The organism is Sorangium sp. So ce124 (genome assembly GCF_051525235.1).
Lineage (GTDB): Bacteria > Myxococcota_A > Polyangia > Polyangiales > Polyangiaceae > Sorangium > Sorangium atrum.
On sequence record NZ_CP150312.1, the window covers coordinates 9,237,583 to 9,254,340 of the forward strand.

16 protein-coding genes are annotated in these 16,758 nt (G+C 68.7%); 13 read left to right on the plus strand and 3 right to left on the minus strand.

The genetic code is table 11. From position 1 onward, the window contains the following. Window positions 1-92 precede the first annotated feature (92 nt). The 5 genes from WMF19_RS34640 (at window position 93) to WMF19_RS34660 (ending at window position 6,291) form a co-directional block, all read left to right on the plus strand. Window positions 93-1,154 carry a phospholipase D-like domain-containing protein gene (locus WMF19_RS34640; protein ID WP_437894273.1) on the plus strand — a complete coding sequence of 354 codons (1,062 nt, stop codon included), beginning with the start codon at window positions 93-95 and terminating at the stop codon, window positions 1,152-1,154. 331 nt (window positions 1,155-1,485) lie between these two features. Beyond that, window positions 1,486-2,988, plus strand: a complete 1,503-nt coding sequence (locus WMF19_RS34645) for a transposase (RefSeq protein WP_437894274.1) — start codon at window positions 1,486-1,488, stop codon at window positions 2,986-2,988. A 392-nt stretch (window positions 2,989-3,380) separates the two neighbouring features. Continuing rightward, window positions 3,381-4,004: a hypothetical protein gene (locus WMF19_RS34650; RefSeq protein WP_437894230.1), complete on the plus strand. Its 624-nt coding sequence runs from the start codon at window positions 3,381-3,383 to the stop codon at window positions 4,002-4,004. 119 nt (window positions 4,005-4,123) lie between these two features. Next, window positions 4,124-5,479 carry a DDE-type integrase/transposase/recombinase gene (locus WMF19_RS34655; protein WP_437894231.1) on the plus strand — a complete coding sequence of 452 codons (1,356 nt, stop codon included), beginning with the start codon at window positions 4,124-4,126 and terminating at the stop codon, window positions 5,477-5,479. Continuing rightward, a complete protein-coding gene (locus tag WMF19_RS34660; protein WP_437894233.1) occupies window positions 5,476-6,291 on the plus strand; it encodes an ExeA family protein in 816 nt (271 codons plus the stop codon). The genes WMF19_RS34655 and WMF19_RS34660 overlap by 4 nt, the downstream gene beginning before the upstream one ends. Window positions 6,292-6,789: 498 nt before the next feature. On the opposite strand, the gene WMF19_RS34665 is transcribed toward WMF19_RS34660, so the two are convergent. Then, window positions 6,790-7,626: an OB-fold protein gene (locus tag WMF19_RS34665; protein ID WP_437894275.1), complete on the minus strand. Its 837-nt coding sequence runs from the start codon at window positions 7,624-7,626 to the stop codon at window positions 6,790-6,792. Window positions 7,627-7,826: 200 nt separating this feature from the next. On the opposite strand from WMF19_RS34665, the gene WMF19_RS34670 reads away from it, so the two are divergent. The 4 genes from WMF19_RS34670 (at window position 7,827) to WMF19_RS34685 (ending at window position 12,271) form a co-directional block, all read left to right on the plus strand. Continuing rightward, the gene (locus tag WMF19_RS34670; protein WP_437894276.1) at window positions 7,827-8,054 is read left to right on the plus strand and encodes a hypothetical protein; all 228 of its coding nucleotides are present in this window, start codon (window positions 7,827-7,829) and stop codon (window positions 8,052-8,054) included. Between the two features lie 325 nt (window positions 8,055-8,379). Continuing rightward, window positions 8,380-8,775 (plus strand): hypothetical protein, encoded by a 396-nt coding sequence (locus WMF19_RS34675; RefSeq protein WP_437894277.1) that lies wholly within the window; start codon window positions 8,380-8,382, stop codon window positions 8,773-8,775. A gap of 72 nt (window positions 8,776-8,847) precedes the next feature. Next, on the plus strand, window positions 8,848-11,145 hold the full coding sequence (locus WMF19_RS34680; protein ID WP_437894278.1) for a tyrosine-type recombinase/integrase: 2,298 nt from the start codon (window positions 8,848-8,850) through the stop codon (window positions 11,143-11,145). Continuing rightward, window positions 11,078-12,271 carry a hypothetical protein gene (locus WMF19_RS34685; protein WP_437894279.1) on the plus strand — a complete coding sequence of 398 codons (1,194 nt, stop codon included), beginning with the start codon at window positions 11,078-11,080 and terminating at the stop codon, window positions 12,269-12,271. Before WMF19_RS34680 ends, WMF19_RS34685 begins: the two co-directional genes overlap by 68 nt. 78 nt (window positions 12,272-12,349) lie before the next feature. Here the strand turns inward: WMF19_RS34685 and WMF19_RS34690 are convergent, their stop codons facing one another. After that, complete coding sequence (locus tag WMF19_RS34690) at window positions 12,350-12,631, minus strand: hypothetical protein (protein WP_272095103.1); 282 nt, start codon at window positions 12,629-12,631, stop codon at window positions 12,350-12,352. A 387-nt stretch (window positions 12,632-13,018) separates the two neighbouring features. Between WMF19_RS34690 and WMF19_RS34695 the strand changes: the two genes are divergently transcribed. Both WMF19_RS34695 and WMF19_RS34700 read left to right on the plus strand, forming a co-directional pair. Further along, window positions 13,019-13,498 (plus strand): response regulator, encoded by a 480-nt coding sequence (locus tag WMF19_RS34695; protein WP_437894280.1) that lies wholly within the window; start codon window positions 13,019-13,021, stop codon window positions 13,496-13,498. Between the two features lie 155 nt (window positions 13,499-13,653). Further along, window positions 13,654-14,088 (plus strand): YqaA family protein, encoded by a 435-nt coding sequence (locus WMF19_RS34700; RefSeq protein ID WP_272095105.1) that lies wholly within the window; start codon window positions 13,654-13,656, stop codon window positions 14,086-14,088. Window positions 14,089-14,105: 17 nt separating this feature from the next. Here WMF19_RS34700 and WMF19_RS34705 read toward each other — a convergent pair whose 3' ends face one another. After that, window positions 14,106-14,768: a hypothetical protein gene (locus WMF19_RS34705; protein WP_437894281.1), complete on the minus strand. Its 663-nt coding sequence runs from the start codon at window positions 14,766-14,768 to the stop codon at window positions 14,106-14,108. A 166-nt stretch (window positions 14,769-14,934) separates the two neighbouring features. On the opposite strand from WMF19_RS34705, the gene WMF19_RS34710 reads away from it, so the two are divergent. Together WMF19_RS34710 and WMF19_RS34715 are read left to right on the plus strand one after the other, a co-directional pair. After that, on the plus strand, window positions 14,935-15,846 hold the full coding sequence (locus WMF19_RS34710; RefSeq protein WP_437894282.1) for a hypothetical protein: 912 nt from the start codon (window positions 14,935-14,937) through the stop codon (window positions 15,844-15,846). Between the two features lie 19 nt (window positions 15,847-15,865). Continuing rightward, on the plus strand, window positions 15,866-16,741 hold the full coding sequence (locus tag WMF19_RS34715; RefSeq protein WP_437894283.1) for a protein kinase domain-containing protein: 876 nt from the start codon (window positions 15,866-15,868) through the stop codon (window positions 16,739-16,741). Window positions 16,742-16,758 lie beyond the last annotated feature (17 nt).

Genomic DNA, 16,758 nt, shown 5'->3' on the forward strand with positions numbered 1-16,758 from the left:
TTTGGAGTGGCATCACCGCACACGATCGATCAGCACCCGGCCTGGGTGCACTTCGCGAGACCGGGCACCAGTAAAAAAAAAAGAAAAGAGACATGACCATTCTCGACGAGGTAAAGCGACTCATCGAGGGCACGCCTACCGGAGGCACGATTCACGCGGCTATTTATAGCCTCAACGTTCCCATAATTGCTGAGGAACTAAAGAAGGCTAAAAGTCGTGGCGTAACGGTAAAAATCGCAATGGATGGCTCTGCGCCATTCAAGAAGAGCGGATGGCGTAAAGATACTTCAGAGGTGATGGATCTGGCCATCGCGATCAATGGCCACTCACCTAAAGGGAAAAAGTTCGAGGTCGACGAGAGAATTACTGACATGCTCAAGTTCTGCGGCGACGGCAAGCGTGGAGGCAACAACGGATGCATCACTGCAGACAGCAATGGAATCATGCACACGAAGTTCTTTACCTTCAGTGAGACGACAACGCCCGCAACAACGCAAAATCCTAACGGACAATTACTCCCCAAGGTAGTTTGGTTTGGCTCGGCAAACATGACATACGAGACGGGTGCAGAGAGCTTCAACAACGCGATCACGATCTACGGCGACACCGACCTATTCGACGGATTCGAGAAATATTTCAGACATCTGTTCGATGAGAAACCCAGGACCAATGACTACCATGAGACCCGAAGTGGACGTGGCGTGTGGCTAGGCGATATGGTGCACGTTGATGCCTCACCCGAACAGGACAGCGATCTGGTCCTCCGGCAGTTGAAGAAAATTCTGCCCAACTCGGATTGCCGGGTACACGTGGAACAGAACATGATCCATGATTCGCGATCGGATCTTATTACAAAACTGATCTCGCTTAAGGCGCAGGGTTGCAAGGTACGGGTCGTGGTAAAGAACATCGACAAGCGGTCGAAAGAGAGGCTTCAGGAGAAGCATATCCCCGTCCACGAGAAGAAGGTTCACGACAAGATCATCTTGATCAAGGCCAGATTTGATGATTCGCCTACCCCCCGACACCTCGTCTTCACTGGCTCACACAACTGGACGCGCAAGGCGAACAATGCAAACGATGAAATCTTGGTACGGGTTGAGAGCCAAACGATCTACCAAGCATACCGAGAGCATTTTAGAAAAGCATACTGACAGACACTAATGTCATGCATGCGCATCGAAAGCTGCGTCACATGGCCCCCACGCCTGCTCTTGGGAGGATGCCCATACGGTAGGGCCGGGCCACAGCTATCTCTCCTTCCCATCTCCACGATCGCAAGCCGCACGGATACGGCTTGCGATGCGAGGGCAGGCCCTGGCACGCGCCTAGCCGTCTACTCGCCGGCCGGGGCATGCGATTCTGGTCGCACTTCGTCGCCCTAGAGGACCGATCAGTTTGATTTTGTGGTAATCCCGAGCGCTTCGATGGAAGGCTCGACGGTTTCGGCGGGCCATGATCTCGTCCGCGCCTGGAGGTGCACGGATGGAACGATGGTTGCCGCCGGTGGAGCTGTCGCGGCAGGAACAGGCGCTCATGAAACGGTTGACCCGGGTGCGAGCCCTGTTCGGCTTTCTCAGGCTGCACCGGCACGAGCTATTCGACGAGACGTTCCAGGAGCAGTTGGAGAGCATGTACCGGACCACGGGAGCAGGTGAGCCGCCGCATCCGCCGGCGCTGATGTGCATGGTCACGCTGCTCCAAGGCTACGTCGGCGCATCGGATGCCGAGGCGGTGGAGCTGTCGATCGTCGACCTTCGCTGGCAGATGGTGCTCGGCTGCCTGGGGGCGGCCACGCCCGCGTTCGCGCAGGGCGCGCTGCAGGCGTTCCGAGAGCGGATGGTCGAGCATGAGATGGACCGGGTGCTGCTGGAGCGGACCGTGGCGCTCGTTCGGTCGGGCGCGATGACGGCGAGCGAGAAGCGGGCGGTGTCCAAAGCGCTGCGCGTGGCCATCGATAGCCGCCCTTTAGCGGGAGCCGGGCGGGTTGAGGACACGATCAACCTGCTCGGCCATGCAGCACGCAGCATCGTCCGCGTCGTGTCGAAGATCACGGAGCGCCCGCCCGAGGAGATCTGTCGCAAGGCGGGCATCCCGCTGCTTCTGGCTCCCAGCATCAAGGCCGGGCTCGATCTCGATTGGAGCGACCCGAGACAGAAGGCGGCGGCGATTCAGATCCTGGAGCGGCAGGTCTCGTCCCTGCAGCAGTGGGTGGACCGCCATCTGGACGACGTTGTCGAGCAGCCGCTCCGCTTCTATCTGGATGCGGTCACACAGGTTCGGGACCAAGACCTGGAAACGGCTGAGGATGGGACCGTTCGCATCCGTCAAGGTGTTGCAGCTGACCGCCGTGTCTCCATTGAGGACGCCGAGATGCGCCACGGAAGAAAGAGCCGCTCGAAGAGGTTCGATGGCTACAAGGAACATATCGCACGCGACCTGGACCTTCCCGTCATCGTCGCCTGTGCGGTCACGCCAGCGAATCGCCCCGAAGAAGAGGGGGCCGCACCGATCGCCAAGGACATCCAACGTCAGCGGCTGCGCCTCGGCGAGCTCCATATCGATCGCGCCTATGTGAACAGTCCCGTCGTTGACGACGTGATCCGCGACGGTGGCCAGGTGTTCTCGAAGCCTTGGGGACAGCGTGCTCGCAGACCCAACCTGTTCAGCAAGCGCGACTTCAAGATCGACCTGCGCACCAAGACGATCACCTGTCCGGCGGGACAGGTCGAGGTATTCGAGCCGGGCGACACGGTCGAGTTTGATCCTGAGGAGTGCGGCGCGTGCCCCCTCCGAGCTAGGTGCACCCAAGCCGCCTCGGGACGGGGGCGGACCGTGTCCATCGCGGAGGACGAGGCTCTGCAGCGCAAATTCCGGAAGCTGCAGCAGACGGGGGCAGGTCGCGCCGTGCTCCGCCAGCGGGTGGCTGTGGAGCATGCGCTCGCCCACATCGCGGCACGGAAGGGTATTACCGCGCGCTCTCACTGATGCGGCAGCCCACCGCACCGAGCACGATGCTTGATGGTGAGGGGTTCCGCCCAACGAGGCTGGCCATCAAGGAGAATGCTCGCTCCGCGTACGCGACCCGAGAGGACGACTCCAGAGCGCCGCGGCGCACGACGCATTACATCCGGCCCCTCAAGATTCTCATCGCAGCCCCCCTCTGAGCACGGTTGCGTCGGCTCGGAGAAGCCCTTCCCGCGCGGGCGCTCCACTTCCGTCCATCGGTCGAAAATTACCACCCCTCGTCGCTCCCACGCCTGCCTCACGACGGGGTAGGTCCACCGCAGGAGCGGAGCAGCGGCGCGGTGCCGGCCACAAAATAGGTGACGAGGAGACCTGATCTTGGCGGACAGTCTCCTCGTCGTGCTCCGGTTCTTGTGCCCAGGAATCGAAGCGGTCGCAGTGTTATCCAGAGCGCCATCGACATCAAGCGCTGGCAGCAGCAGCCGCCCACGGTCGTCGAAGCGCGGCCTGCGCGCTGCCCCGTCTGCGGCGCTGCGAGCTGTCCGCTGGGCGGCGCCATCCGGCTCCAAGGCCACGGCAGGCGCGAGCGGCAGGTCTGGGGCCCCGCTACCCCAGACCATCCCCCCGAGGTGCTCTCGGTGACGGCCCGCCGCTACCGCTGCCTCGGTTGCCGCGCTGTGCTGCTCGTCGTTCCTCGCGGCGTGCTCGGCCTCCGCGTGTACAGCGCCGCCGCGATCGGCTTCGCCCTCGCGCTCTGGGGTCTGGCGCTCGCGACGGCGGCCGAGGTCCGTCGGCGCGTGGGCCCGGCGAAGATCCTCGGCGACAGCGCCGCCGCCGGCTGGGCCACGCTGCGCCGGTGGGCGCGCGACGTCGCGCAGCGACGTCTGTTTTCGGACGCCCCCGACCCAGGCCCGTCCGCCTCGCTCCGAAAGAGGGCAGCCGCCGTCGCGACATCGCTCGCGGCAAGCGCGGATCCGACGACCCGAGCGCTGCCGATCGAGCAGCGCGCCTTCTTCGGCGCCGCGCATGCGGCATGAGGGCCCCTGCCCCCGAGGAGCCCCGATCAACCAGCCCACCTGAGAGGATCCCTGCCGAAAACGCCGCCGATCCCGGACAAGGACCGCGCGCCAGCAAGGCGCAGAAAGGACCTGTCCGAATGGCCCTCGGCCCCGCCGACCACGCCGAGACCGTCGCGATCTATCGCGCCACGGTCATCGGCCCTCTCATGCACCGCGTGCTCACCCACGGCCAGCTCGCCGCCGCGCTGCGTGTGCTGAGCGAGCAGCGGTTTCGACCGCCGGGCGCACACAGCACGCGCACCTACTCGGTGCCCACGCTCGAGCGCTGGCTATATGCGTATCGCTCCGCTGGCCTCGACGGCCTGCGCCCACAGCCACGCAGCGATCGCGGCTTCGCGCAGGGCCTGTCGGAGGAGCTGCGCACGCTGCTGCTCGACATTCGGCGCGAGCATCCCGACGCCTCGGTGCCGCTCATCCTCAAGACGCTTGTCGACGAGGGGCGACTCGAGGCGACCCAGGTCTCCGAGCCCACCGTACGGCGACTGTACGCGGCGCACGGCCTTCGCCGCCGCGCCGCGCGTGCCGAGCAAGAGCCGAAGACGCGGCTGCGCTGGCAAGCCGAGCGCCCCGGCGCGCTCTGGCACGGCGACGTCTGCCACGTGACCGGTTGCACCGTCGGCGGCAAAGCGATGCCGCTCCGCATCCACGGGCTGCTTGACGACGCCTCTCGCTACGTCGTGGCGCTCGAGGCGCACACGACCGAGAAGGAGGTCGACATGCTCGCCATGACCGTCGACGCTCTGCGCCGCCACGGCAAACCCGACGCGCTCTATCTCGACAACGGCTCCACCTACCGCGGCGACGTCCTCAAAACCGCGTGCGCGCGGCTCGGCATCACGCTCCTGCACGCCAAGCCGTACGACCCAGAGGCGCGCGGGAAGATGGAGCGTTTCTGGCGCACGCTGCGCGAAGGGTGCCTTACCTACCTTGGCGCTGTGGCGTCGCTCGCCGACATCAACACGACGCTCCGCGCCTTCCTCGACAGGCGTTACCACACGGCGCCGCACGCGGGCCTGCTCGGCCAGACCCCGGCGAAGGTCTATGCGGCCCGCCCCGCCGCCGAAGGCGTCGTCGACGAAAAAGCGCTGCGCGTCGCGCTCACCGAGCGCACCCGACGCCGCGTCTCGGGCGACAACATCGTCTCTGTCGACGGTGTCGCCTGGCAGCTCGATCAGGGCTACCTCGCCGGCCAGATCGTCTCCGTCGCCCGGTGCTTCGTCGCGCCCGACGAGCCGCCGTGGGTCGAGCACGAGGGCAAGCGCCTGGTGCTGCATCCGGTCGACCCGCAGCGCAACGCGCGGCGCAAGCGGCTGCCGTGCGGCGGGCCTGTGGTGGACAAGCCGACACGACCCGTGGACTTCAACCCCGCGCGAACGCTCGGCCGCTCGCTGGGCACTGGCGCCGACACGAGCGAGCGCGGAGGTGAGACGTGAGCGAGTCCTACGTCCGCTTCTTCACCCTGTCCGCCGCCCCCTTCTCCAAGGAGATCCAGGACGGCGACCTGTGGCTGCCGCCCTCCAAAGAGCAGCTCGTCGAGGAGGTGTGCGAGGCCGTGCACGAGCACGCCCAAGTGCTGCTGGTCGGCGAGCCCGGCGCCGGCAAGACGTGTGTGCTGCGGGCAGTGCGTCATCGGTTGCCGCAGGCAGGCTTCCGGCTGACCTACTGCCACAACGCCACGCTGGGCCGCCGCGACTTCTATCGCCAGCTCTGCCATGCACTCGGCCTCAACCCCGCTGCGACCGCGGCGGCCGTCTTCTACGCTGTCAGCGCGCATATCGAGACCCTCGGCCGCGAGCGGATTCACCCGGTTTTCCTGCTGGACGAAGCGCACCTGCTCCACCAAGACACGCTTGATCATCTCCACATCTTGTTGAACTACGAATGGGATAGCCGCGCCCTGTTGTCGCTGATTCTGGTAGGGCTCTCCGACCTCCAAGACCGGCTTGAGCTGCGCAAAAATCGCTCGCTGTATTCGCGCATCGAGCGGCGTCTGTCGATCGGTGCGATGGTCCCCGACGATACTGGAGAGTACGTGCGGCTCCGGATGAGCCGCGCCGGCGCCGACCGCGACGTCTTCACCGCGGACGCTCTGATGCTGCTCCACGAGGCGGCTGGATCGAGCCTGCGCGAGATCGACCGCATGGCCACCGCCGCGCTGCGCGAGGCGGCGCGACGGAAAAAGAAACTCGTCGAGCGTGACGTGATGGCGCGCATTGTCGGCGACCTGGCAACGGACGGCAGCTGACGCTGACCGACACGACGGGCCCCCCTCGGCGCTGGCGAACGAACACCTCGCCGGCGCCGACGGCCACGAACCATGATGGCCATTGCGAGCCGCCCTGAGGCGCGCGTCCGAGCGATGGCCATCGCCCTCCTTCACCGCAACCGTGCACGCCCGCGATGGCCATCAAGCGGCTTGCTCGGCGGACCATCAGCCAGCCTGAGCGTCAACAAAGGGCCACACTGCACGCTACATCGGCGCCAGGAGAAATCTGTTCGACCTCCGGCGCGCAGCAGCGATCCAGAATCTCGAGGCGGCCCAACGCCTGATGCAGCAGGCAGCGTAACCTGCCGTAATTTAATCGTTTTCAATGTGTTCGCCGCTCTAGCGGCGACCGTGGAGCAAGATAGGGCTCCTGAGCGGCCATCCTGCGGCCCAAGCGCCCGAGGCAGGCAGGCCCCTCAGATCGGGGGCATCCGTAAGAGGCGTGGGAGGGGCGCTCGGCGCCGAGCGGCACTCGCGCTAGAGCGTGTCGAAGAACGCCTGCGCCCTGGCCTTGATGTCGTCGGGGACCGGTGTGGCCTTGCCCTCGGCGTCCTTCGCCCAGACGTTCGCGAAGCAGCCGGCGGCGCGAGACTCAACGAGGATTTCGTGCTCGTCCAGCTTCTGATTCTTTGTCATGAAGTCGTACACTTCAGACGTGATCATGTCGCCACTAGGGCCTACGCATTCTATCAACACGGCGACACCCGATTTGCCGTCCTTCCGGACCACTAATGTTGGTGCATCACCAGTCTTCTCGTTGGTCCTGCACTCCTTGCCGCCGAGCGCCGCCTGCATCTTCTTGCAGAGCTTCGCCAGCGGATTGATCTCGCAGTCGCTGATCTGGACGTTCATCATGAGCCCCGACACGCGCCCGCGAACCGTCACCTGCTGCCCTTTCGACAGGGCCGATGCGGCGCCGGCCTCGCCCTCGGCGATCGCGCACTGCACGACAGGGATCTCGAGCATCCCGCCCGTGCCCACCGTCACGTAGATGCCGCCGGTGATGTCCCTCTTGACGTCGCCGACGAGACCCGTGACCTGCACGAGCTTGCCCTTAAAAGCGCCATCCGCGCGCACCTCGTTGTCGCCGTACTCTTTCAGCAACGTCTTGATGTCGACCTGCCGGGCGGCCTCCCGCGCCGGCTCATCCGGATTTGCTGCCGGTGGCGCCGCCGGCGTTGCGCTCGCCGCTGTCACCTGTGGGTTGCTCGACGCTGGGCTGGACGTCTGCCCGGGCTCGCTTCGCTGCTCGCTCCCCTTGCACCCGATCACGAGCGCGGACACCGCCAGCACCACCCTGATCCTGCCCCGCATGTGCTCCTCCCAGCCCCGGCGCCGCGCGCCGGACCAGCGGGAGGGTACGCACGCGGGTCGGACAGGGGCAAGGGCCGGACACGCCGCGCTGCGTCGCACGTCTCGGCGCCGGGATTCTCCTGAATCGACACGCCCGAGGTACATCGGCCGTTGACGACTTGGACAATGTTGGACAACATTGGAGCGGTATGCAGGTCCCGATGACCGACGAACTCCGAGACGCCGTGCGGAAGCTGCGCCCGAAGCTCGGCGCGCGCTCGGACGCCGCAGCCATGCGGATCGCCGTAGCGGCGAAGTGCCGTGAGCATGGGATCGCCGTGCGCGGCTCCGAGGAGCACCCCGATCCCGACGATCAACCCGACGCGCCGGAGGCATCGCCGCCGCCGTCGAAGGAGAAGCCCGCAGCGGCCCGCAAGCCGAAGAAGTAGCCCCCGAAGTAGAGCGGGCCGCGCGGGAGCTTGGACCCTCCCGAACGGCCCTTGATCGACCCCCTGTCTGACCAGGAGATGATCCGATGGACCACGTAGCAAACCGCCCCCACGGCGCCAAGAAGACGAAGATCAGCGAAACCCGGCGGGCAGCCTCGAAGCGCACCGCCGGCCGTCCTCGACATGTTGCGCCCGCAGGCGCTGCGCGTTCTGCCTCTCGCGCGACCCGCGCCTCCTCCATCGATCCGTCGAGCGCGCGCGCCACCATCAGCAAGGCGCTGCACCGCGAGCAGAGCTCCGCGCCGGGCAGCGAAGGCGGGCGCTCATGAGCCGCGACCAGCACACCACGCGTTCGTTGCGGAGCCGTCGCGGCGCCAAGGCCCCGGTGTGCCCGACCGAACCGACGCCCGCCCAGCAGGCCTGGCTGGACGATGTGCGGCGCTTGCTCGAGATCGCCGAAGCGCTCGAGGGCGACGGCCGGCGGCTCCGCCAAGCTCGCCTCGACGCGCCCGAGGCCGTCGCACTCCGGTACCTGGTCCAGGACATGCACCGCGCGCTCGATCTCGTCGAACGCGCTCGGGCCGAGGACAGGCCGCTCGAACTGACCCGGATCGCCGCCCCGTCCGGCAGCGACAGCTTGCCGGCACTCCGGCTCGGCAAGCGCCTCGGGCGCGTGCTGCGCCTCGACGACTACCGCGCGCGGGGGCCCGGCCATGCATGATCGGGGCGAGACCGGGCCTCACGACAGCGGAGCGCCGGCTCGCGCGCGCGCCGCGGGGTGGAGCGCCTGACGATGGCGACGAAGGCGAAGGACCATCCGGTCAAGCTCCCCCGCGGCAACGTGGAGGGGCGCAACGGCTCGTGGTCGCTGCGCGTCCGGCTCGGCGGCGAGCGCAAGCGCATCCCGCTGGGCTCGGGGATGAGCGAGGCCAAGGCGCGCGAGAAGGCAGACGCGTGGCTCGAGCGCATGGCGCGCGAGGGCTACACGGGCGCCCCTGCGGAGCCTGCGAAGCCGGCCGGCACCACCGTGCGTGAGCACTTCGACGCGTGGGTCTCGGGGGAGCTCTACCGCACGCACGGCGCCGTCAACGGCCTGCGGATCAAGGCGTCCGCGGACGTCGACGGCTGGCGCGCTCGCCGGTACATCTACCCCGCGATCGGCGACAAGCTCGTCCCCGAGGTGACCGAGCAGGACATCGATCGCGTGATGGCGCGCATCCCGGAGGGGCGCCGCCCGGGCACGCGGATGAAGGTCTACGCGCTGCTGAGTCGCGGGTTCGACCTCGCCGTGATGCCCGCGCGGCTCCGGAAGGACAACCCCGTCACGCGCTACCACCGGCCGGCGAACGGCGCGCCGAAGCTCTTCGCCTACCTCTTCCCCGCGGAGCTCCTCGCCCTCCTGAAGTGCGCCGCGATTCCCCTCGGGCGAAGGGTGCTGTACGCGCTCGCCGTCTACACGATGCTGCGCAAGTCGAGCCTGTACGCGCTCACGTGGAGCGGCGTCGACATCGCCAGCCGCACGCTGCTCTCGAAGGTCAGCAAGAACGGGCTCGCGCAGCTCTTCGAGATCCCCGCCGGGCTCGCGTGGGTGCTCCGCCGGTGGCGGGCGCACCTGCAGAACCCCTCCCCCTCCTCGCCGGTCATCCCGCGAGAGGAGCTCGGGCTGCGCGTCTCCCGCAACGGCGAGGCGGAAACCTTGCGCGAGGACCTCCGCATCGCGGGCATCAAGCGGGCGGCGCTCTTCGTGGCGGGCGGCAACGTCGAGCCCCTCCGCTTCCACGACTTGCGCGCGACCGGTGTCACATGGGCGAAGCGTGCGGGCAGGGGCGACGGCTGGATCGCAGATCGCACCGGCCATTTGACTCCGGAAATGCTGGACCGCTACACGCGCGCCGCACGCACACTCGAGGATCTCCGGATCGAGCCCTTCCCCGACCTCACCGGCACGATCCCCGAGCTCGCCCGCCTGAGCGGCGAGGAGGAGCCTCCCCACGGCGGCGCGACGCCCTCCGGAGGGGCCACGCCGGGCCCCGAAGGCGGACCCACGGAACGGACCCACGCGCACTTAGACGCCGCGAACCGCGGGGGTCGCCCCCCACAAAACCCCGGCAAAAGCCGCAGTTCGCGACGCATCGGCGTGCCTTGTGGCTCCAGTTGTCGCGGGTTCGATTCCCGTTACTCACCCCAGATAGAACAGGCCGAGGCCTCCCAGCAGCGGCACCCTTGGGGCCTCGGCTGCGCGAGAGCACGAAGACCGAGCGGCAGGCACGCTGATTCGTGCCCGCTGTGCACCGTGCCGGAGCTCCACGAGTTCGACCGCGACGCCTCGATGGGAGCGAGCGACGACCGGCGCATCGCGAGAGAGCGCGGCGACGACGATCGATCGCCTGACGCGCGCCGTGGCCTCGGGCCCCGAGCCCCGGCTCGACCCTGCCGAGCCGCCGCGCCCGCCCGCGGAAAGCGACGCGCCCTCTCCGCGCCCTTCCTTCCTCCATCCATCCACGAACCGAAGGGCGTTCCCCTTGGCCGACGCCGCGCGAGCGCGACCCGATCCCGGTCCGAGGCCCGGCACCGCCCGAGACCATCCATGAGCGCGCCCGCGCGCCACACCGCGAGCACGCTCGCACGCCATCACGAGCACGCTCGCTCACCACATCATGGACGAGCTCGCACGGCGTCGAGAATCGCTCGTTTCGATAAGCACTCTTCGCGCCCCGGAGACACCGATTCATGGATATCCACCCACCGTGGTGGGCCGATATTCATTCTCCAGGAGACAGCAAGTCTCATTTTTGTAACCAGCTCGCCACAATACCCGCGTAGCGTCGGCGCGCATGAAAACCACCCTCCCTGGGAGCCGCGCCTCGACGGCGCGCCTCCTCTCCGCCGTGTTCATCGCGGTCAGCGCTCCTCAGCTCGCGGCGTGCGCCGTGGATTCGAGCGATGCTGCGGATCCTACCGAGTTGCCGGCGCCCGGCACCGTCGATGTCGTCAGCCCGCTCACGCTCTCGGAGCGCGCTCGCGTGCCCGAGAAGGAGCCGGGGTTCGTCGCTGCAGTGCTCGAGGACCACGATCTCTTCATCACCCATGACGGCAGCATGGCGCCCTTCGCCGCGGGCGACGTGCTCGGCGGCACGCAGGGAGGCGGCTACCTCGCCCGCGTCGTGAGCGTGCGCACGATCGACGCGACGCATGTGGCGCTCGCGACGACGCCCGCTCCTCTGACGGAGTTCATCACCGAGGGCCATTTCCACGTCCACTACGACGCGCGCGAGTACGCGCGCGCCATCGACGATCACGTCGCGCGCACCCGCGAGCTCGGCGTGGAGGACGACGAACAGATCGCGAGCGCGGCGGAAGCCCTGAAGATCTCGTCCGGCGCCTCCATGAAGCTCCTCGAGCTCTCCTCGGCCTCGCTCCCGGCGTCGTGCGGGGTCACCGCGCACGGGGCGGCGGCGCTCGACGTCACGGCCGAGCTCTCGCCGGCGCTCGACCTCGAGGTCCATGTCGGCCCGAAGGGCAAGCTCAACCCGGTGCCGGAGCTGAAGCAGCTCCGCCTCGTCGCGTCGGGCCAGCTCGACGTGAGCGCCAGGCTCCAGGGCACCGGCACGGTCACGGGGACCTGCTCGGTCGACCTCCTGGAGCTCGCCGGGGGCGCCCTGAGCATACCGCTGCCGACGCTGACCTTCTGGGTGGGCCCGGTCCCCGTCATCGTCACGACGGACGTCGTGCCGAGAGCGAAGGCGGATCTGGGGCTGTCTTTCACGGCCGCCGAGGTGGACGCCGAGGCGCAGGCCACCGCCGAGATCGAGGCCGGGGTCGACTACCGGAACGGCAACTGGAGCACGATCTGGGAGCCGTCCGGCTCGGCCTCGGGCTCGGCCTCGATCGGAGCGCCCGGCCTGATCACGGCGTCCGGCAAGGTGAGCGCCGGCGCGGAGCTCCGGGCGCGCCTGTACGGCATCGTCGGCCCGAACGTCGGAGTCCAGGCGTACGCGCGCGTCACGGCGGAGACCGCGCCGCCCTACTGCTCGTACGACACGCGGGTCGACGGCGGCGTGCGGGCCTACGCCGAGGCGGTGGCAGGCGTGTCGGTCGGCCCGCTGGATCTGACGCTCAAGCGCCTCGAGCTCGTCGATCTCGAGCTCCTGCACTTCGACGGACCGCGCGCCTCGGGCCCGCTCCGCGACGCGCCCGAGTGCGACGCGGAGCTCTGATCGCGCCGCCGCTCATCGCGCCATCCGTCCGGGAGGCGAGGCGCCCCCGCCTCCCGCGCGCGGGCTAGGACGCCGCGTTCAAGGGTCCGCGCACGCGACGTAATCACAGGACGCCTCGTTCACGCACTCCTCGGTTCGCTCCACGAGGTCATTCCCCTCGAGGCCAAGGCACGCGGTCTCGCAGCTCGTCTTGCTCGGCGGCGGAGTATCGTTTTCCTCCGCGCAGAGGATGCGGTGCTTGCAGAGCTCGCTGCATGCGTTCAGGATCTCTTCGTCTTTGCACCCTGCGGCCCCTGCGGCAAAGAGGCCGAGGACGGCGGCGATGACGGGCAAGATCGATCGGAGTTCTGCGTTCTTCATGGGCAGCTCACCTCGGTTGTGGAACGGCGACTCTCCCCGGTGGGCGACCCGCTGCCGACCGGCAGCCCGCGCCAGCGCACGAGAAGAAAGCGAGCGCGCGACCCGGCACGGTAGCAGCGCTTTGCAGGAGGCCAGCGCGCCTCACCATGAGGCCACGCCTCCGCGCCGAGCATAGACGAATCCCTGGCCGCCGCCCACCGCGCGACGGCACGCGAAACGCCGAAACGCGAACACCTCGACCCCGCACCGACATCATCTCGGTTCCCGCTGCCGCACCCGCGCGCCCCGGCGCTGGCTCGATGCTCCGGGCGTGGTACATTGCGTCATCGCGGCTCCTGACGCGCCCTCCCCGATCGACGACGAATGCCCTCCAAGGAATCCGACACCTTGCTCGAAGCTGATCCAGCCGAGCGGCCGGATCGCGAGACGCCCGACTCCACGCGGCTTCCTCTCGTGCTCCTGGTCGACGGGGACAGGAGCATCTGGCAGCCGCTCGGCGCCCTCCTCTCGAAGCGATATCGCCTCGTCGTATGCTCCTCGGCCGTGGACGGGGTCGCCGCCTTCACCGAGGACACGTGCGCGGTGATCGTCGATGTGCGGATGTCAGGGCAGGAGGGGTTCTGGGTCTGCGACCAGATCCGCAAGGTGCAGCCCGAAGTGCCCGTCATCTTCTATTCGGCTCATCACGACGAGAAGGACTCGTTCGAGGTCATCAACGCGCACCGGCCCTTCGCCTATGTCGATAAAGACGGCGCCGAGGAGAAGCTCCTCGACGCCCTCGAGAAGGCGACGCGGATATTTCAAAGCACCCTCCGCAGCAGGCGGATCATCGAGCGGCTGCAGCGCCGCCGGCTGGAGGCGATCTGACGCCTCGGCAGGGCGAGCCGCGCCCGCGCGGCGATCGGCGAGATCTGTGGCGCACGCTGATCCAGCTGGCGCTGAGCCTGTCCGCGCTCTTCGCGGGGATCGCGCTCGCGGCGCACCTCGCGCGCGAACAGCTCGACGCGCTCGGCCGCGGGTTCGTGGACCGCTTCGGCCTCGCCGGGATGTTCGTCGGCACTTTCCTCGCCGATGCGTTCTCGTTCCCGATCCCGCCGCAATTCTACATGCTGACCGCGATCACGTCGGGGGGCTCGCAGGTCGCGCCCCTGATCGCCATCTCGGCCGCATCGCTCGCCGGCGGCTGCACGGGTTACCGCCTCGCCGGCCGCATCGCGCGGCTCCGCCTCTTCGCGGCGCGCATCGAGCGGACGCGACCCAGGATAGACCGGCTCTTCGAACGTTACGGGTACTGGGCGATCGCGATCGGGAGCATCTCGCCGATCCCCTTCTCGATGCTCTGCTACCTGTCCGGGCTGTACCGGATCCCGCTGCGCTACTTCTTGACCATGGTGCTGTTCCGGGTGCCTCGGCTCCTCCTCTTCTACGCGCTCATCCGGGCGGGATGGAGCCAGTGAAGCCGGCGGCGTGAGCGTTACCTGGGGCTGTCCGTCTCCTCGGACGACGGATTCACCCTGACGCGCTCCAGGATCTGGTCGACCATGCCGAGATCGATCCCGGAGCGCTCCACGACGTTCCTTGAGAACAGCCGAGTCGCCTCCTTCGCGAGCTCCTCGTCCGGGAGGAACGGCCGCGCGGGCGACCGCGGCGCCGGAAGGCCGATCTCCTTCTCGAGCTCGGAGATCGCCCGGATCATCTCCTGGTAGCAGGCGGAGGCGATCTGCACGGCGAACGGGAACACCTGGACGTTGCCCCGGCCGGCGCGCACGGCGTGCAGCGTCGCCGCGGCCTGCTCGGCGAACTGGCGACTCCCGTACGCGTTGGCCATCTGCGCGTACATCGCGATGGACTCCTGGTCCGCCGCGAGGTCCTCCTCCTTCGTGCGCGGCGCTCCGGACGAAGGCACCGACGACCACCGGACGATCATCCGCGCGTAGTCGTCGAGCGCGCGCCGCTGGAGCGCCAGTCGCTCCAAGAGCGCCTCTCGCCGCTGTCTCTGGAGCTCCGCTCTCTCCTCGTGCTCGGCCCGCCGCTCCGCGCTGAGATCTGCCGATCTCCGCGCCAGGTAAGCGCCGATGAAGAGGGCGACGCCGTTGCTGACGGCGATGAAGAGCATCTCCAAGATCTTGGGATCCATGCCGGTGCCCACGACTTCTATCACGTTCGCGCTGAACGCAGTGATATGCCGCATGATGCGGAGAAAAGTTGGCCGCCGCCCTCCTCCCGTGCAGGTGCGCCGTCATCCCACAGGCGGCCGGGGCCCCGGCTCGGAGCCGCGCGGGCAGGCGTGATACGATGGTCGCATGACCGGTTCACTCGACGCCGGGGCCGGCCCGCACGTGGCTGTGCTCGCGGGCCCGCTGCGCGAGGCGCTGGAGAGGAGCCTCGCCGACCGGCTCGCGCGCCGCCCCGGGGCGGAGCTCAACCTGGACAATGCGTTCTGGGGCGCCCCCGAGCCACGCGACCTCGGCGAGGCGCTCACCCGGTTCGGGCCGACGTGCGTCAACGTCGTTGTGCGCATCTTCGAGCGACTCCGCGACATCGATGCAACGCTCGACCTGTGGATGCAGATCAGGTATCTGCGCAACGTCTGGTGCGGGGGGAGCGCCGGTTTCAAAGTGGTCTACGTGGAGCCGGCGGCCATGCGCGAGCGCCTCGACCACCACTTCGCGGGAGCGGGCGGCCGCCGCGTGGCGCGCGACACGATCCTCGGGGGGATCGAGCACCAGCGGGGCGCGCTGCTCGGCTCGCTCGCGGCGAGCGTTGCGGAGCTCTTCCGGGGCGGCGAGCCGCGCGACGCGGACAGCTGGCGCGAGGTGCACCGGCCGGATCATGAGGCGGTCCACCTCTGCGTCGGCAAACACGAACCGCGGCCGCCGGAGCTCGACGACATCCACCTCGACTGGAGGTCGCCGGTGGTGGGCGTCGACGAGGAGAGCCGCCGCTGCCGGTACGGGCTCCGCATCGGCGTGGTCCACTGGGTGCAGGCGCGGTTCGGGCTCGGCAAGCCGGTGTTTCCGTTCCAGAGCATCGATGACAGGGTCGCCGCCCTGGCCGGGCGCCGCGAGGCGCCGGCGCGCTGGGCCGAGTTCGCGGCGCGCTGGCGCGACGCGCGGTGGCCGCTCGCCCTCCGCGGCGGCGACGGCGCAAAGGAGGCGCAGGCGTGGCTTCGCGAGTGCGACGAGCTTGTCGCTGCCCGGCAAGCGGGCGCGTGAGGGGCCACAGGCGGCCGGCATGCCCTACCCCGCTCCCGACGGCACCCAGCTGATCGAGCACCTCGGCGCCGGCGCCACGTTCGACGTCGCGCTGGTCCGGCTCGGAGGCTCGCCGCCCGGCCCCACGCTCGTGTGCAAGCGCCTCGTCCCCGGCGTCCTCCACGAGCACGCGGGGCGGGCCGCCATGGTCCGCGAGGCGAAGGCCCTCTCCATCGTCCGCCACCCTGCCCTGCCCGCGCTCGCGCGCGTCGGCGCCGATCGCCATGGCCCGTTCCTCCTCGAGAGCCGGCGCGAGGGCACCTCCCTCCGCGACGTGCTCGACGGATGGCGCGGCCGCGGCCGGCCGCCGCCCGCGTCGCTCATCACCCACGTCGCCAGGACCGCGATCGAGGCGCTCGCCGAGATCCAGGAGCTCGAGGACGCCGGAGGCCCGATCCGCTTCGTTCACGGCGATCTCGGCCCCGATCACGTGCTGCTGGGTCCGCTCGGCGACGTCGGCCTCGTCGACCTCGGCGCCGCGCGGTTCCGCGGCATGGATCCGGACCTCGAGACAGCCGACCGGGGCACGGTTCCCTTCGTTGCCCCCGAGATCGCCCGCGGCGAATCCCCGCCGACCCAGCGCGGCGACGTCTACTCCATGGCGGCGACCCTCGTCTCCTTCGCCACCGGCGCGCCCCTCACGCGCGCGCGCGAGCAGGCCGCGGCGCTCGTCGAGATCAGCGAATCCGGCCTCTGCCTCGATGCGCTCTCCGCCACGGACGCGCTCTCGCCGGGCCAGCGCCGGGCGCTCGCTCGCGCGCTCGATCGCGATCCGGAGCGCCGCGTCGGGACGGCGCGGGCGCTGCTCGACGCGTTCGACGCGGCCGCTCCGGATGGCCCCGAGGCGGCGCGCTGACGCGGCCTCCTGCGCGC

What these genes read in the sequence shown, in the direction of transcription:
- WMF19_RS34640 (WP_437894273.1), top strand. Translation starts at nt 93, where the DNA reads ATGACCATTCTCGACGAGGTAAAGCGACTCATCGAGGGCACGCCTACC.
- WMF19_RS34645 (WP_437894274.1), top strand. Translation starts at nt 1,486, where the DNA reads ATGGAACGATGGTTGCCGCCGGTGGAGCTGTCGCGGCAGGAACAGGCG.
- WMF19_RS34655 (WP_437894231.1), top strand. Translation starts at nt 4,124, where the DNA reads ATGGCCCTCGGCCCCGCCGACCACGCCGAGACCGTCGCGATCTATCGC.
- WMF19_RS34665 (WP_437894275.1), bottom strand. Translation starts at nt 7,626, where the DNA reads ATGCGGGGCAGGATCAGGGTGGTGCTGGCGGTGTCCGCGCTCGTGATC.
- WMF19_RS34670 (WP_437894276.1), top strand. Translation starts at nt 7,827, where the DNA reads ATGACCGACGAACTCCGAGACGCCGTGCGGAAGCTGCGCCCGAAGCTC.
- WMF19_RS34675 (WP_437894277.1), top strand. Translation starts at nt 8,380, where the DNA reads ATGAGCCGCGACCAGCACACCACGCGTTCGTTGCGGAGCCGTCGCGGC.
- WMF19_RS34680 (WP_437894278.1), top strand. Translation starts at nt 8,848, where the DNA reads ATGGCGACGAAGGCGAAGGACCATCCGGTCAAGCTCCCCCGCGGCAAC.
- WMF19_RS34690 (WP_272095103.1), bottom strand. Translation starts at nt 12,631, where the DNA reads ATGAAGAACGCAGAACTCCGATCGATCTTGCCCGTCATCGCCGCCGTC.
- WMF19_RS34705 (WP_437894281.1), bottom strand. Translation starts at nt 14,768, where the DNA reads ATGGATCCCAAGATCTTGGAGATGCTCTTCATCGCCGTCAGCAACGGC.
- WMF19_RS34710 (WP_437894282.1), top strand. Translation starts at nt 14,935, where the DNA reads ATGACCGGTTCACTCGACGCCGGGGCCGGCCCGCACGTGGCTGTGCTC.
- WMF19_RS34715 (WP_437894283.1), top strand. Translation starts at nt 15,866, where the DNA reads ATGCCCTACCCCGCTCCCGACGGCACCCAGCTGATCGAGCACCTCGGC.